Source organism: Roseibium sp., from assembly GCF_050301095.1.
Classification (GTDB): domain Bacteria; phylum Pseudomonadota; class Alphaproteobacteria; order Rhizobiales; family Stappiaceae; genus Roseibium.
On record NZ_JBNKYW010000265.1, the window covers coordinates 1 to 15,543 of the forward strand.

Here is a 15,543-nt window from a genome sequence, read left to right on the forward strand (position 1 = left end):
CAGGGAAGACGCGTAGGCGACAACGCCCCAGCGCGAACAGCGGCCATAGGTCGGCTTGATGCCGACCGTGCCTGTGAAGGCGGCCGGCTGGCGGATCGAGCCGCCGGTATCGGTCGCGGTGGCGCCCATGCACATGCGCGCGGCAACGGCAGCAGCGGAGCCACCGGAAGAGCCGCCCGGAACCAGATCCTGGTTGGAGCCCTTCTTGCGCCACGGGTTGATCACCGGGCCGTAGTAGGAGGTCTCGTTGGAAGAGCCCATGGCAAACTCGTCCATGTTCAGCTTGCCGAGCATGACGGCGCCGTCGGCCCAAAGGTTGGACGTCACGGTGGATTCATACGGCGGCTTGAAACCGTCGAGAATGTGGCTGCAGGCCTGGGTGTGGACGCCCTTGGTGGCGAAGAGGTCCTTGATGCCGAGCGGAATGCCTTCGAGCGCGCCGCCTTCGCCCTTTGCGAGCTTGTCGTCGGAGGCCTTGGCCATGTCGCGGGCCTGGTCGGCGGTCACCGCCACATAGGCGTTGAGGGCGCTGTTGGCTGCTTCGATGTTGCCGAGGAACGCCTCGGTGAGTTCCAGCGAGGTGTAGTCCTTGTTCTTTAGCCCTTCACGGGCCTCGGCAATGGTCAGTTTGGTCAGGTCGGTCATGAAAAAATCTCGTACGTGGCGGTGATCCGCCGTGTCAGGTCGGGCGGCTTATTCGACGACTTTCGGCACCATGAAGAAATTGTCTTCCGATGCAGGTGCGTTCTGCGTGATGTCGTTCGCCTTGTTGCCGTCGGTGACACCGTCCGCGCGCTTCTTCATGGTCTGTTCGACAACGGAAGTGAGCGGTTCGACACCCTCGATGTTCACTTCGTCGAGCTGCTCGACGAAGCCGAGAATGGCATTCAGTTCGCTGGTCATGCGGGTGGCGTCATCGTCGCTCACCTTGATCCGGGCGAGACGGGCAACGCGTTTGACCGTATCGGTATCAACAGACATTTTGACCTCTTGTTCGTTCGGCGCGGGCTCCGGTGGACAATCTGCCGTCACCACACGTTCTGCCTTCTGTTAGCCGCGAAGCAAGGCCTGGAACAAGCGTTCCGGCTTGCAATCCGGCGGCATTTCACATATTTCGGTACCAGCCAGAACCGTAATAGGAAAAGCGCATGTCCAACGCTCCGGAAACGATCCGCCCCCTGCCTATGGCCGCTGTCGTCTATCTGACGATCGAACCGACCTGGCTGGCCTTGCCACGGGAGGAAAGAAGCGCCCGTGCCGAAGGGATCGGAGAAATCCTCGCCCGTCATCCCGGGGTCTCCTTCGACTGGTTTGATGCGGATGCGCTCGGAAGCGGCTATTCGGATTTCGTCATCTGCCGTTTTTCCGACATGCGGGCCTATCATCACCTTTGGGAGGAGTTGAGGGACACGGAAATTTTCTCAAAACCCTATGCGCGGATCGCCAATGAGACACTCGGAATCGAGAATGGGTTTCGCGATTACGAGGAAACCCTCGATGGCTGACGTCCGGCAGACACCCGCTGGCCGGCCGCAGGAGGGCCGGGTGACGGCGGCCCTCCTTCAGGCAACGCTCGCCGAACTCGCCGAGAACGGCTATGAGAAGACAACCCTTGCCGCCGTCGCGGCACGGGCCAGAACCAGCAAGCAGGCGGTCTACCGCCGCTTCGGCGACAAGGCGGAGCTGATCGCTGCCGCCGTCGAACACGCCCTTGAAAGCGCCAATCCGGCATCGCCCCAGCGGGGGAGCGTTGCGGAAGACCTGCGTATTTGTCTTCAGAACACCGTGACGACCTTGCAGGAAACGCCGCTGGGCGGTGCCATTCGGGCGCTGGTTCCCTACCGCCGGGTTCCGGCACTCGCGCAGGTGCTGGATGAGGCGGAGGCGAACCGGCGGCTGATCCTTAGGCAGATTTTTGTAGCAACGCCCTTCGAAGCCGACATGGAAGCGCGCATCGACCTGCTGCTTGGCTTTGTCTATTTCCGGCTACTCTTGCGCAATGTGCGGATCGACGGGGAAGACATCGAACGGGCGATCTACCTGGTTCTCGGGCTGGTGGCACCGCGCGATCCGGTTCCTCATGCGGGGCTCCCCGGAATGTGAAGTGGCCCGTCTTCACGATTTGCTAGCACTCCATTGGCGGCTCTGTGATCAAGGGTGATTGGCTTTCCTTTGTGCTGGGCGACATGGTTGCAGCCGTCCGATGCCGGTTTGTACCGGTCATTGGATTTTCAGACCCATCCGCCAACGGAGACACCGATGCCTCTTTACACTTCCAAGTCCGTTCTCCTGGGACTGACCGCGCTTTTTTCCGCCGCCGCTTTTTCCGCCGCGGCCGACGAGATCACGACCTTCACCAAAAACGGTGCTGCAATAGGTGGCACGGACCCGGTCGCCTATTTCACGCAAGGCAAACCGGTCGCGGGCTCGGACGACTTCACCTTCACATATGACGATGTGACCTGGAAATTCTCGTCGGCTGCAAACCGGGACGCCTTTGCTGCGGATCCCGCCAAATACGCCCCGCAATTCGGCGGGTTCTGCGTATTCGGAGCCGCCATGGGTTTCAAGGTTCCGGTCGTGCCGGAGGCCTGGTCAATCGTCGACGGCAAGCTTTACCTCAACAATTCCCTGACGGTGCAGGACCGGTTCGAGGAGGATGTGCCGGGCTATATCCGCAAGGCTAACTTGAACTGGGAAATCATCGGCGACAAAAATCCGGCGGATCTGAAAGAGCCGATTATCCGTGAATGACCGGGTTCAATGTGATGTCACAGGAAGGGAGACAACCCGTATCGGGGCGCTCAACTTGATGACAAGTCCCGGTTTCGACTTCGCGGACGCGCTTAGAGAAGATCCGCGAGCGGAGAACCGGAAACCATCGACCTGGAAGTGAACCGACATCAAGGGTATCGCCTCTCCGGTTCCGGCTCACGCTTCGCTTGGCCGGGGCGGCCAAGGACAGTGCCCAGGTTCGTCAACGGTATCAAGCCCGCTTTCAAGCGGGCTTTTTGCCGACAATGGATCTTGCCCACCATCGCCTCCCGGGCAGTCCTGGCGCGAGCCGGACATGGCACTTTTAAGCAGGCTTGAGCACAAAGGCTCTGAATAGGAGATTCAAACCCGCTCTGCGGCTAGCCGCATTCGGTGGCTCGCCTGCAAAGACAATGAACCGCTTCCCGACAACAATACGATGCTGAACGTACCGAGGGATGGGATTGCTTCAAATGATGTTCAAAGGTCATTCGATGGCTTCGTAGTTTGGCGAATATCGTGTGTGACACAACTTGAGCCAGTTCAATGACCGGGTGGTTGCCCTGATGCGCATTGACCGCAGTAGGTCTGTGGCGCGAATTGTGCTTGACCATCCAGTAAGAGGACCCTGTAGAGCAGAGCTGGATAGATAGACGAACAGAGGGTTCCGGAATGCTTGATCAATCAGATGAAACCCAAGGGATTTCAGCACTTGTCTCGGACTGCAAGGATACTCTTGAAAAGCTGAGAAAGACGTGTTGCCTGGCAGAACGCAGCGAAAAAATGATCAATCTTGGGGAAGAAATCGAGAAGCTCGGCGCTGTTTCAAATGAGCCGACGTCAGTAAGTGCGAACAAGATTGACGCTTACATAGACGATTTATCCAGGGTCGGGGCGGCGCTAGGGGCGCTCTATGCGACTTGCTGTACGCGCACGAGAGAGAGACTTTATATTTCGATGTTCAAAACGTTAGGTGAAATGCATAAGCAGCTCTGGCGTATGAAAGGATTTGAGCACTGAGTGTCTGCGGGAAATTCCCGCAACTGAACCCCGAAGCTTCAGCGCTTCCCGGCACATCATGCTCATCTTCTGAATTCTGCAGCGATGTTGCCTCCGCTCAATCTCCATGGCTTCCCCAATGGTGTCCACTATCACAAAGGTGGACACCTCTATTCTCAGAAGCTGAAACTGAAGGGTTGGGTTCAACGGATCATCGTTTAGGGAGCCCCATCCGGGCGGTGACGGTGTGTTTCCCATTTTCTAACGGTCACACCCTTTCAATATACAACGGTCAATGTTAAATCCTGAGTATTGTATTCAGCATTTAAGAGGTGCCCGTGGCCACTCCACAGAAACGCCGTCCGAAGATATTCACCGTCAGAACTTCCCGTTATCTCAGCCCCCACATGATCCGTGTGACCTTTGCCGGACCGGAACTGGAGGGATTTCCGGAAGGCCATGAAGGTGCCAACTGCAAACTTGTGCTGCCGCGCGAGGGCGAAAGCCGTGAGGATTTCGACGCTCATTTCGGTCCGGAGGGGCCTGCCGATAATATCCATCCGGTGCGGACCTACACCGTGCGAGCCTTCCGGAAGGACAGTCTCGAACTGGACATCGACTTTGTTGCACATGGTGATGAGGGGCCGGCAACACGCTGGGCACAGCAGGCACGGGAAGGCTCTTTTCTCGGCTTTTTCGGACCGAGCCAGCCGAAGATTACCGAGTTTTATGCGGACTGGTACCTGATTGCCGCCGATCTTTCTGCGCTGCCTGTCGCCGAGGCGACATTGGAGGCGCTGCCGAAGGACGCCAGGGGCGTTGCGGTTTTTGAAGTTCCTTCGCGGGATGACATCCGACCTGTCGAGGCACCAGAGAGTGTTGAGGTGCACTGGCTGATCCAGGACAACGTGCACATGCCGTCAACGGCACAGATCGATTTCATCAGGGAAATGGCCTGGCCCGCTGGTGCCGTTCAGACCTGTATCGCCGGAGAAAGCTCGGTCATTCGTGCCTTGAGGGACCATCTCCGCAACGAGCGCAAGGTGCCGAGAAAGAATACTTATATCTCCGGATACTGGAAGATCGGCCTGGTCGAGGATGAGCACCAGAAAATAAAACGGGCGGAAACTGCTGCTGCATGAGGCAGCGCAATGCTGACCAGCTTCCGCCGCTGTGCCAGGCGACTGCAAGAAGAAAGTTCAGGTAATCATCTGAACGTTTGGATTGGTTGCAGCGGGAACGGGCGGGTCCTTCTTTCCCGGTTCGATGCCGCAAAAGTAGATCATCAGCGCCGTTCCAAACGTTGGTCCGAGAAATGCGATGTACCAGAAGCCGCTTCTGCCGGTATCCCGTAGCCTGTTGATGCAGGTCGAGAAGTTCATATTGAGATTAAGGAAAATAAGAAGAACGAGGGCCACGATCTCGTCATCGGACAACTTGAAATCCGGACCGTGCGAATCCGCGAAATATAGGCCGATGCAAACAAATCCGATGGCCGTAAATACCAATATTACCAGCTGATACATCCACCACTGGAGACGGTTGATGCGTCCATGGAACGGATTGATCAATGCCACCATCCCGCTTCTCCCGACATGAAATAGGGTTAAATCTAAGGGTGTAATAAAATAAACATAAATTATAGGTTGTTTCAACCGCGGCTTGTCAGGGGCTTGGTGAGGAACCAATTCGAGGACTGCGGCCTTTTCCAGAATAAGGAACAGATTCGAAACCGCATTCGGAATTCCGGCTACCGGGACTGAGTGCCGACTGCTCTTCGTCCGAATTCCCGCCTCGGACCGTTTGCCGTGGTTCTTGGCGTGTGTTGGTCTTGGGGGACAGGCTCCGGGCGGACAGATGTCCATATGGATGGTGAAGAACCCTTGCCGCGTTCGATGCCGCAAAAATAGACCATCAGGCCGGTTCCGGCCGTGGGAAGCAGGAAGGTCAGATACCAGAAGCCGCTTCTGCCGGTATCTCTCAACCTGTTCAGACAGGTCGAGAAATTCATGTAGATCATCAGACAAAATACAAACCCGAGACTGATCATTTCTCCGGTCGTGCGGCTGCCCTCCGAGGAGTTCTTGTCTGCGAAAAGGAAGATCGTCGTTATCATGCCGCCGATCGCAATTCCGAAAATTGCGAACTGAAGCAGCCACCATTGCAGGCGATTAATCCGCCCGTGAAACGGATCGAAAAGTGACATCATTCTGCTTCTCCCAATGCGGGAGGCAGGTAAACCCAGGCGTGTTAAGCTGAAGTGAAAATAAACTCAGGGTTTTGAAGTCTCGCGCTGTCGCAACACCTCGTCAAAGAGCGGCGCCGAACCTTGAAAGCGCGGTGCGGATAGTCTCTGCGTATCCGGAATCGGCACAGATTGCCGCCGCATCGAGCTGATTGGTTTTCAGGTCGAGATTGAACCCGGCCTCGTTAACGATACGTGCCGACATGGTCTTCAGAACGTCTTCCAGTTGTGCTGGCGCAAAGGCGTGACGGGCCGTGACATGGGCGAGGGCGACCGGCTTTCCCGGAAAGCGCTGGCACCCGACCATCCAGTCGAGTGCGTTCTTGAAGCTGCCGGGCAGGCAATGCATGTATTCGGGCACGGCAAAGAGCAATCCGTCGGCTTCGGCCACCTGCTGGCGCAAATCTCTTGCGTCCGCCGGAAGCAGGTTGTCCTGATCAAGGTCGGGCGTGAAATGCGGAAGGCCGGCGATGCCCCTGTAGTGCCGGACAGTTGTGCCCTCAGGAGCAAGCTGTTCAACCGCGTCCAGCAGGGCGCGGTTCGAAGAGGCGGCACGCAAGCTGCCGCAAAAGGTCAGGATCTGGAATGGCAAGGGGACGCCCCGTTCGGTGAGAAGGCAGTGAGGCTACCGGATTCGCGGCTGCCTGTGATCCCCCGATACCCTTTGCAATGTCAGCGGCTGGCGGCCGCAAGGGCGGTGCCGAAGCCGACAAACAGTCCGCCGGTTATCCGCCGCACCCACAGCATGCGCCGGGCAGAGGTCAGGAAACGGCGCAGTTGCGCGCCCGCGAAAGCGATTGCCACGTGATTGGCAAAGCACAGCCCGGCGTAGGTGACCGACAGAATGCTAATTTCCAGAAGGTTGATGCCTCCGGAGCGGACGAACTGCGGGAAAAGCGCGGTGATGACAAGTATGGCCTTGGGATTGGTGACCGAGACGAAGAAGGCTTCCAGAAACAGCTTCCAGTTGCTCTTGCGGGCAATCATGACACCGTCTTGCATCTGAAAGGTGGTCTTGTCGCGCCAGACCTTGAGGCCGAGGAAGACCAGATAGACAGCACCGATAACCTTCAGGACCGTGAACGCCAAAGCGGAGGTTGCCATGACGGCGCCGAAGCCGAAAGCTACCGCGAAGCCGAGAACCACAAGCCCGATGGCATTGCCCGTTGCCGAGGCAAGCGTCGCATTGCGCCCGAACCGCAGCGTGTTGGATAGCGCCAGCATGACGGCTGGGCCGGGGCTGATGGCAGGCAGAAGTGATACGGCGACAAACAGGAGCCAGAGATCGATCGGCATTGTAAAACTCGTGAATCGAAGCCGCGAAACGGCGGAGGGAAGATCAGGGCAGGAGGCGTCCGTCGCGAACGGCCTGGTCGAGAAGGTCCCGGGCGTAGTCCCAAAGACCGGGGAAGGGAGCGAGGCGGGCTTCTTTCGTGCGGCGCAGGTCGGCGGCTGACATCGGTTCATGGGTCGGATCGTCCAGGCCCGAGGCAAAGACGAGCACCATCGGGTGCAGGGCATCCATGGCGTTGGCAAACCGGGCTTCCGGTGTTTCGCAAGCCTCGAATTCCAGCCACAGGTTCCTGAAGTCCAGTGCCTGATCCGGCGGCAGCAGCGAGAACACCCGTTCGGCGGCGGCCTGTTCCCGGACCTTGATTTCGGCTCTGTTGTCGTTCGTGACCCAATGATCGCCGGCGTCGATCTCGACCAGATCGTGAACGGCGAGCAGACGGACGACATGGCTGATGTCCGTGCCGTCCCCGGCGTGATCGGCCAGCGTCAGGGTCTGCAGAATGACGTGCCAGCAGTGTTCAGCCGTCGTCTCGCGGCGGCTGCCGCCGGAAAGCTGGTTGAGCCGGACGACTTCCTTGAGCTTGTCGGCTTCCAGCAGAAAACGGACCTGCCGGGCGAGCGTATCGGTCATTCAACTTCGCCCATGGCTTTTCTGAACCGCTGCACGCTTGCGGCGAAGCCGTGGATCAGGGCATCGGCGGCAAAGCCGTGGCCGATGGACATTTCCCGGATGAAGGGGGCCCTGGCGAGCAAGGCCGGAATGTTTTCCACCGTCAGATCGTGGCCCGCATTGACGCCGAGGCCGCAGCTTCTGGCAGCTTCCGCGGTCGCCACGATCCTGTCGAGTTCCTTTGTCGCACGGGCCGGATCGTCATAACAGCCGCCATAGGGGCCGGTATAAATCTCGATCCGCTCGGCACCTACCCTGGCAGCATGTTCGGGCGCGGCCGGGTCCGGATCGCAGAAAAGCGAAACAGTGACGGCCCATTCCTTGGTAGCGGCAATCGCCGTTTCCAGAACGCCCGTGTCCTTTGAAAAGTCCCAGCCGTGGTCGGAGGTGGTCTGCTCCGGATCGTCCGGGACGAACAGCACCTGCTCGGGCCGGGCCTCTTCCACCAGCTTCAAGAAGTCGGGCGCCGGATAGCCTTCCAGGCAGAGTTCCTTGTTCGGGAACCGGTCCTCGATGAGTTCGGCCAATTCGAACACATCCGTCTTGCGGATATGGCGCTCGTCCGGGCGCGGGTGCACGGTAATGCCCTTGGCGCCTGCTTCCATTGCGATGGCCGCGAGTCCGGTGACACTCGGCCAGGGCAGGTCACGGCGGTTGCGTAGCATGGCGACGGCATTGACGTTGACGGAGAGGCGCGAGACGGAAGACATGGTAGAAAATCCGGATAAAGCGGCTGAAGAATTGATTCAAGCTGTTGGATCAGAGTGCCAAGATTGTTGCAAAAACTCTTGAAGTCAAACGTGAAATTGTCACTAGAGACAATCCTGCAACGTACCGGGAGCTTGCCCGGTCCTTCAGTCAGCGAGGGTTCGTGGCGTCATGCATGGGACGGTGTTCCGACGCGTGTCAGCCACAAGACTTGATGTCGGAGAGGGCGAACTCTTCCATCAAAGTTTCGACCTGGCTGGCGGGAACGGCTTCGCTGTAGAGGAAACCCTGCGCATATTTGCACCCGAGTTCCTTAAGCTTCAGGAGTTGTCCTTCCGTTTCCAAACCTTCTGCAACCGTATCTATTCCAAGCCCGTGTGCGAGCGAGATCATGGTCTTGACGATGCCGTATTTCGTCTCGTCCTGCTCGAATGAGTTGATGAAACTCCGGTCGATCTTGATCTTGTCAAACGAGATTTTCGAAAGTTGGGACAAGCTCGAATACCCGGTACCGAAATCGTCAAGCGCGATAGTGATGCCCTCGGCCTGTAAAGCAGCGAATATCTCGCTCGCCAGATCGACGTCCCGGACAAGCGCATTTTCGGTGACTTCCAGTTCCAGCCTCGCCGGATCCAGTCCGGTTTCGCTCAGTATCATCAGGATGCGGCTTGCGATCAGCCGGTCGCATAGCAAGGCAGCTGAAAGGTTGAAGGAAAGCTTGACGTCACCGTGCCACCTGGCGGCATCCAGGCAGGCTTTGCGCAGAACCTGTTCCGACAATTCGACGATCAGCCCGACTTCTTCCGCCAGGGGAAAAAAGGTTGCCGGAGAGACATTAGCTGCGCCGTTTCCGTTTCTCTGCCAGCGGGAGAGCGCCTCAAAGCCCCTGATCTCGCCTGTCTGAAGGACCACCATCGGCTGGTAGTGCGGTATGATTTCGCCTCTCCGCACCGCTACACGAAGACTTCCTTCAAGCTCCGCGCGCCGTTTCAGCTGTTCGCTCATGCCCGGTTGATACGCCTTGACGGTGTTGCGCCCCTCGCGCTTGGCCGCGTAGAGGGCGATATCGGCGCACAAGGAAAGCGATTTCAGGCTGTCGCCATCCTGCGGATAGCAGGCGTAACCGGTGCAGGCGCCGATTTCGACATGCACGCCGGAGATCGTCATCGGCTGGGTGAGTGTGTGGATCGTTTCTGAACACTTTTCCCGGATACGCTCTCGCTCGTTTCCGGAAGCCACGACAACGAATTCGTCGCCTCCGAGTCGGACGACAACTTCGCCCGGAAAGGCCGCTACAAGCCGTTCGGAGACAGTCTTGAGCAAATAATCTCCGCCTTCATGGCCAACCAGATCATTGACCTGCTTGAAGCCGTCAAGATCGATGGCAATGACGGAATAGGCATCAGACTTGAGATTGTCGAGAATATGTTCTTCAGAAGATTCCTCGAAGAAGCGCCTGTTCGGAAGACCTGTGAGAAAGTCGTGATAGGCGATCCATCTGGCCTTGATCTCCGCCTGGCTCCGAGCCTTTGCTTCCTTCTTCAAATCCAGCAGACGCCTGATGGCAAAAACATATCCGGCAAGGCCTACTATGAGGAAAGCAATCAGAACTTCGTCAAGTTCCTTGTCTTCATGCGCTATTATGTATTGGTGAAAGCGCTCGTAGAGATCGCTTTCGACGGCGGTCAGCCAAATCAGCAACGCCGCAATGGAAATGACGGACGCGTCCCGGAAAGAACTTGAAGACAAGAGATTTTCAAATGTCTTTCGCATGACGCTTCCAATAATGGCAGCTGGAGGTAGGTCAGTGCAGCGCTTTATCCCAATGAACAAGTTTCACGAACGTGAATAAAGTGGTTGTTTTTGCATATTAACAAGAAAAGATGAATTAGTTGTTTTTATCGTCGGTATTTTTGTTGAGCTTCATTGCTAATAATACGTATTATAATTGGGCAAATTGTTTTTGCGAATACATCTGAATTAGGTCTGTAACAGTCAAGGCGGGGACAAGGCTTCGTGGTTTGGCGGCACGGGCCTTCGCCGGGCAAGACCCGTCCAGCCGGAAACGCTTTCCTGGACAACCTCTCGGGCAAGTGCGACCGGTCTGCCTGTCTGTGACAGGATCGTCCGGATCATGAACAGTCCGCGGGGAGGGCGGTGTCTGGCAGGATGGCCCTTTCAAAATCGTTCAACCGGCATGAATGCTCTTCAGCGCTTCGACTGCCGTCGAGGAAAAAGCGGAACCTCCGGAAGCGCCGGGGAATACCGCACAAGCGGTCGTCCTGACCGTTTCGTCGAGGGGCCGGTAACGTCAATTTTGATGAAAGGAGCAAGTGTTTTCAGCTTTGCTGTGAAATCCGGTGAGGTCCGTTTGAGTTCGGCTGGGGTCGCCATGTTTCCGGCAAAACTCCCTGGCGTTCTCAAGGCTTCGTCCGGCAAAATTTCAGGAAGGTCATCGTGTCCGGGTCACAATTCGGATGTTCAACTTTGAGATGTGGGGTCTAATCCAGTAAACGACGAGCCCGCAATCGGACGCAGGTGCGCGCGGGGCGGTTCCACTTGCGGGTTTCCGCAAGTCTTGCAGGCGGTTGGCCGATTTTCCAATTGATTATGAACACGTTTGCGATTCTATTTTTTCAATGCGTCTCAACAAGGGAATCAATGCATACACTGTAACCAATTGGCGAAATTCCAGCAGAACAAGACATGGCCACTCAAAACGCACTTCTTCTTTTCGCTCAGGCAGCGGTCTATTTCACCGTCATGATGAGCCTGCTCCGGGCCCGGGCGTCGATCGGGATCGGCGTTTTCATGTGCGCGCTCGGCGTCATGCATTTTCTGGAAACCTATCTCGCCAGCGTTTTCTACATCCAGCTTCCCTTCGGCATCGTTTCGCCGGGTTCGACCGTGCTCTTTTCCGGCAAGCTGTTGATGATCCTGCTGCTTTACATCCGCGAGGATGCTCTGATCGCGCGGCAACCGATCTACGGTCTTCTCATCGGCAATTTCCTGATCGTCGGTCTGGTCATGATCCTGCGGTTCCACGAAACGATTGTCGTGACGGACGGACGCAGTCCGGATATTGCCTTCATCGACGAGATGGGGCTTCTGATGGTCTGGGGCACCATTCTGCTCTTCATCGATGCGATTGCGATCATCGTGCTTTACGAGCGTATCGGCGACTGGTTCGGACGCCATCTGGTTTTCCGGTTCCTGGTGTGCGGGGCGGTCGTTCTGACCTTCGACCAGGCGGGCTTCTTCCTGGCGCTGCACTATGTTTCCGACGCGCCATGGCATGTCTTCTTCGGCGGCTGGGTGGCCAAGATGGTTGCGACCGCGGTCTATACGGTGCTTTTTGTCCTCTATCTGAAGTATTTCGACGACGAAAAGAGTTGGATCGGCAACCGCCCGTTCAAAGACGTTTTCCATGTTCTGACCTACCGCGAGCGCTACCAGCAACTGCTGGAAGCATCCATCCGGGATCACCTGACCGGAGCGCTGGACCGCAGCCAATATGATGCCAAGGCGCCGAAAATTCTGGCGCGAAGCCTCGAGGAAGGCCGGGCTCTTTCGATGCTTGTGATCGATATCGACCATTTCAAGCAGGTCAACGACCGCCATGGCCATCAGGCCGGCGACGAAATCCTCAAGACCGTTTCGCGCCTTCTGACGGAAAACCTGCGCTCCGACGATCACCTTTACCGGGTAGGCGGCGAGGAATTCGTTCTTCTGTGCGAGAAGCTGCCGATCGAAGGAGCGACCTCGCTGGCCGAGCGGCTGCGAAAGACCGTCGAGCGATTCAGTGCTGTTTATCTGCCGGAGAAGGTGACCGTCAGCATCGGCGTTGCCGGTGCGCCGGAAGACGGCGCCACCATCGAAGACCTGTTCCGGAAAGCGGACCTCAGGCTTTATGAGGCGAAGAAGCAGGGCCGGAACCGGGTCTTCGGCCCGGGCCTTGAGTGAGCTGCATCTCTTGGAATGATCGCAAGCGGTCCGGCAATAAAGAGGTTGAAATAAAAGAAAGCTTTGCGGAACCGCCGCAGTTCAGGCTGCCGGCAGGGCTATTTCCCTGACGCAGTCATCCCGGTCAAGTGAAGCGCGAGCGTGGCCGGGAAGGCACGATTTCTTCTGTTTTCTTCAGTTCAAAATCGTCAGTTTCTCGGCTCTCCGATCCCGATTCCTCGCTGCGCGGCGTCCGGGATGGAGATATTCGGGGTTCGTCCTCAAACAAAAGCCCCGGCGGAGTTCCGGGGCTTTTTTTTCTTATTTCGAATTCGCCTCAGACGCGGTTGAGCAGTCTTGCGCGGATCGTGTTCGGCAGGGCGCGGATCTCTTCCAGGATCTTCACCGGATCCTGAACCGGACTGTCGACATCCATCACCACGTAGCCGATGTCCTGATGGGACTGCATGTACTGGGCGAAGATGTTGAGGTTGTGCCGTGTGAAAAGGTCGTTGAGGGTGCGCATCGCGCCCGGTGCATTGTGGTGCATCTGGATGAAGCGCGTTGCGTCCGTGCCCTTTGGAAGCTGAACCTGGGGGAAGGAGACCGCGCCGATGGTCGAGCCGACGTCGGAGTATTCCACCAGCCGCTTGGAGACTTCCTCGCCGATCCGGTCCTGGGCCTCTTCCGTGGAGCCGCCGACATGCGGGGTCAGGATGACATTGTCCAGGCCGCGCAGGGGCGAGACGAACTCGTCCTTGTTGGACTTCGGTTCGACCGGGAAGACGTCGACGGCGGCACCCGCCAGATGGCCCGATTTCAAGGCCGCTGCGAGCGCCTCGATGTCGACCACCTTGCCGCGGGCGTTGTTGATCAGGAAGGCGCCTTTCTTCATCTTGGCGATTTCGTCCGCGCCGAACATGTTGCGCGTTGCCTGCGTGTCCGGAACATGCAGGGAGACGACGTCGGAAGCGGACAGAAGAGCGTCCAGGCTGTCCGTCGGCATGACGTTGCCGTGTTGCAGCTTGTCGACGAGGTCGAAATAGATCACCCTGAGGCCCATGGCTTCGGCAAGGTTGGAAAGCTGGGTGCCGATGTTGCCGTAGCCGATGATGCCGAGCGTCTTGCCGCGCACTTCATGGGAGCCGGTGGCGGTTTTCAGCCAGCGGCCCTCGTGGGCAGCGGTGGACTTGGGGAAGACCCCGCGCATCAGCATCACGATCTCGGCGATCGTCAGTTCCGCCACCGAACGGGTGTTGGAGAAGGGGGCGTTGAAGACGGGAATGCCACGGGTCAGCGCGCCCTTGAGGTCGACCTGGTTGGTGCCGACGGAAAAGCAGCCGACGGCCACGAGGCTTTTGGCGGCTTCCAGCACCTCTTCGGTGACCTGGGTGCGGGAGCGGATGCCGAGCATCTGCACGCCCTGCAGTTTCTCGATCAGCGCGTCTTTTTCCAGCGCTCCGGACAGGACTTCCACATTGGTGTAACCGTTTCTCTCCAGAACCGCGCGCGCGGTCGGCGAAATGCCTTCCAGCAGCAGCCAGCGGATCTGGTTTTTCGGCCGGGAGAGACCGTGCATCATGGCGGATGGCCTTCTGATCTGATGGTTGAATCACGCCTTGGAGGCGCTGAAACGCGCGTGTCGTATACGCGCTCATTGGCGTCGCGTCTAGGGCGTCGCGGGGAGAGTTTCGCTGTCTGCGCGGGCTTATTGTCGCTGTTGCCGAGGAGGCGCGATCTCTTTCAGGGCAAAGTTTGGAGATAGTGGCGGTGTTCCAGGCGGTTCCGGCCGTTCAGCCCGGGGGCGCCTCGTTCACCAAGGTTTCTAGCCGCTCCGACAAGGCCCGAATAATGCCGTTGTCGTAGCCGAGATCCAGATCCTGCCGCAGAAACCGGGTCAAGGCTTCATTGCCAACGACCTGCCATTCCCGCTTTTCATCACGCAAGGTGACACGGGCCCGGCCGTCCAGAAAGCTGATGAAGCCGCCGGCCGTCAGCCGATAGAATTTCAGGCTGGCCGCAAAGGACTGGTGCGGGGAGGTGGCGCAAAGATAGTTGGCGGCTTCGATGTCCACGGAACGCACCTCCACACGATCGAAGCCGTAGAGCGGAAACCAGCCCTCGATGGTCAGGCGCTCCAGCACATGCTCGCCGGAGCTTTCCTCATGGCGAATTCGGTAGACCTGGTCGCGTATCTGCTGGGGCTCGTCGCTTATCCTGACCGGCTCCGCAGGCGCCTGACCGCCGAAGCCGGTATCGACCAGCCACTCGGTACCCTCCAGCGGGACAACAAAGGCGAGGTGCGATCTGGCCCCGCCTTCGGCAGCGCCCATGCGCACCCGCGCGAGTACCTTGCGCGCGGAAAAGCCGAGTGCGGAGAGGGCGTCTTCTAACAGCGAGTTCAACTCGAAACAATAGCCGCCGCAGCGGTCCGCAATGAGTTTTTTCCAGAGGCTGTCCGGGTCAAGTTCCGGAACCTTTCCCAGAAAGGGCAGCACGTTTTCGAACGGGATTGCGCTGATCTGCGCCGCCTGCAGGGCCTTCAGGCCGGTGAGGTCGGAGGAGCAATGGACAAGGCCGATGCGGTCAAGATAGGCGGGCAGGTCGAAGGGCATGGGCGGATCCATCTTGGGACAAGTAGCCTTCATGTAGGAGGGGAAATCGACCTTGCCAAGAATGCCTAGCCTCTCCGTGATCTTCTCGGCAATTTGTTGCGACACGGCCAACCCTCATCTTTATCCTTCGAGACGGACCTGGCGGTCCTTCTCAGGATGAGGGAGCTGGGGGAATAAGTTCTTCAAAGGATTGTACATAACAAAAGACCCGCCGCTGGTTGGCGGCGGGTCTTCCATTTCAAGCAAGAGCAGAGCCCTCAGAGCCCTTCGGCGCCCCGCTGGACGGCGGCGACGCCGGTGCGGGAGACTTCCACCAG

At 58.0% G+C, this 15,543-nt stretch carries 17 protein-coding genes; 6 read left to right on the forward strand and 11 right to left on the reverse strand.

Translation table 11 applies throughout. The features are described 5' to 3' along the window. The coding region (locus ACQY7U_RS22770) for an amidase (protein ID WP_428649787.1) at positions 1 to 645 on the reverse strand (645 nt) is incomplete at its 3' end. A 48-nt stretch (positions 646 to 693) separates the two neighbouring features. Then, positions 694 to 981 (reverse strand): Asp-tRNA(Asn)/Glu-tRNA(Gln) amidotransferase subunit GatC, encoded by a 288-nt coding sequence (gene gatC, locus ACQY7U_RS22775; RefSeq protein ID WP_428649790.1) that lies wholly within the window; start codon positions 979 to 981, stop codon positions 694 to 696. Positions 982 to 1,148: 167 nt separating this feature from the next. Between gatC and ACQY7U_RS22780 the strand changes: the two genes are divergently transcribed. The 5 genes from ACQY7U_RS22780 to ACQY7U_RS22800 all read left to right on the forward strand — a co-directional run bounded on the left by ACQY7U_RS22780 (position 1,149) and on the right by ACQY7U_RS22800 (position 4,895). Continuing rightward, complete coding sequence (locus tag ACQY7U_RS22780) at positions 1,149 to 1,505, forward strand: darcynin family protein (protein ID WP_428649793.1); 357 nt, start codon at positions 1,149 to 1,151, stop codon at positions 1,503 to 1,505. Continuing rightward, a complete protein-coding gene (locus tag ACQY7U_RS22785) occupies positions 1,498 to 2,103 on the forward strand; it encodes a TetR/AcrR family transcriptional regulator (RefSeq protein ID WP_428649796.1) in 606 nt (201 codons plus the stop codon). Before ACQY7U_RS22780 ends, ACQY7U_RS22785 begins: the two co-directional genes overlap by 8 nt. Before the next feature lie 156 nt (positions 2,104 to 2,259). Next, on the forward strand, positions 2,260 to 2,754 hold the full coding sequence (locus ACQY7U_RS22790; RefSeq protein WP_428649798.1) for a YHS domain-containing (seleno)protein: 495 nt from the start codon (positions 2,260 to 2,262) through the stop codon (positions 2,752 to 2,754). Positions 2,755 to 3,426: 672 nt separating this feature from the next. Beyond that, the gene (locus ACQY7U_RS22795) at positions 3,427 to 3,774 is read left to right on the forward strand and encodes a hypothetical protein (protein ID WP_428649801.1); all 348 of its coding nucleotides are present in this window, start codon (positions 3,427 to 3,429) and stop codon (positions 3,772 to 3,774) included. A gap of 317 nt (positions 3,775 to 4,091) precedes the next feature. After that, the gene (locus ACQY7U_RS22800) at positions 4,092 to 4,895 is read left to right on the forward strand and encodes a siderophore-interacting protein (protein ID WP_428649803.1); all 804 of its coding nucleotides are present in this window, start codon (positions 4,092 to 4,094) and stop codon (positions 4,893 to 4,895) included. 57 nt (positions 4,896 to 4,952) lie between these two features. On the opposite strand, the gene ACQY7U_RS22805 is transcribed toward ACQY7U_RS22800, so the two are convergent. The 7 genes from ACQY7U_RS22805 to ACQY7U_RS22835 form a co-directional block, all read right to left on the reverse strand. Further along, on the reverse strand, positions 4,953 to 5,333 hold the full coding sequence (locus tag ACQY7U_RS22805; RefSeq protein WP_428649805.1) for a DUF805 domain-containing protein: 381 nt from the start codon (positions 5,331 to 5,333) through the stop codon (positions 4,953 to 4,955). A 170-nt stretch (positions 5,334 to 5,503) separates the two neighbouring features. Then, complete coding sequence (locus ACQY7U_RS22810; protein ID WP_428649807.1) at positions 5,504 to 5,962, reverse strand: DUF805 domain-containing protein; 459 nt, start codon at positions 5,960 to 5,962, stop codon at positions 5,504 to 5,506. 100 nt (positions 5,963 to 6,062) lie between these two features. Next, entirely contained in the window at positions 6,063 to 6,590 is a 528-nt protein-coding gene (locus ACQY7U_RS22815; RefSeq protein WP_428649810.1) for an NADPH-dependent FMN reductase, read from the reverse strand. An 80-nt stretch (positions 6,591 to 6,670) separates the two neighbouring features. Continuing rightward, on the reverse strand, positions 6,671 to 7,294 hold the full coding sequence (locus tag ACQY7U_RS22820; protein WP_428649813.1) for a LysE family translocator: 624 nt from the start codon (positions 7,292 to 7,294) through the stop codon (positions 6,671 to 6,673). A gap of 43 nt (positions 7,295 to 7,337) precedes the next feature. After that, positions 7,338 to 7,922: an HD domain-containing protein gene (locus tag ACQY7U_RS22825; protein ID WP_428649816.1), complete on the reverse strand. Its 585-nt coding sequence runs from the start codon at positions 7,920 to 7,922 to the stop codon at positions 7,338 to 7,340. Then, on the reverse strand, positions 7,919 to 8,671 hold the full coding sequence (locus ACQY7U_RS22830) for a pyridoxine 5'-phosphate synthase (protein ID WP_428649819.1): 753 nt from the start codon (positions 8,669 to 8,671) through the stop codon (positions 7,919 to 7,921). The genes ACQY7U_RS22825 and ACQY7U_RS22830 overlap by 4 nt, the downstream gene beginning before the upstream one ends. A gap of 196 nt (positions 8,672 to 8,867) precedes the next feature. Next, positions 8,868 to 10,442, reverse strand: coding sequence for a putative bifunctional diguanylate cyclase/phosphodiesterase (locus ACQY7U_RS22835; RefSeq protein ID WP_428649822.1), 1,575 nt, complete (start codon positions 10,440 to 10,442; stop codon positions 8,868 to 8,870). A gap of 933 nt (positions 10,443 to 11,375) precedes the next feature. Here ACQY7U_RS22835 and ACQY7U_RS22840 point away from each other — a divergent pair. Beyond that, positions 11,376 to 12,632 (forward strand): GGDEF domain-containing protein, encoded by a 1,257-nt coding sequence (locus ACQY7U_RS22840; RefSeq protein WP_428649825.1) that lies wholly within the window; start codon positions 11,376 to 11,378, stop codon positions 12,630 to 12,632. 316 nt (positions 12,633 to 12,948) lie between these two features. Here ACQY7U_RS22840 and serA read toward each other — a convergent pair whose 3' ends face one another. Both serA and ACQY7U_RS22850 read right to left on the reverse strand, forming a co-directional pair. Next, positions 12,949 to 14,193, reverse strand: a complete 1,245-nt coding sequence (gene serA, locus ACQY7U_RS22845) for a phosphoglycerate dehydrogenase (protein WP_428649829.1) — start codon at positions 14,191 to 14,193, stop codon at positions 12,949 to 12,951. A gap of 211 nt (positions 14,194 to 14,404) precedes the next feature. Beyond that, a complete protein-coding gene (locus ACQY7U_RS22850) occupies positions 14,405 to 15,331 on the reverse strand; it encodes an arylamine N-acetyltransferase family protein (protein ID WP_428649831.1) in 927 nt (308 codons plus the stop codon). Positions 15,332 to 15,543: the final 212 nt, after the last annotated feature.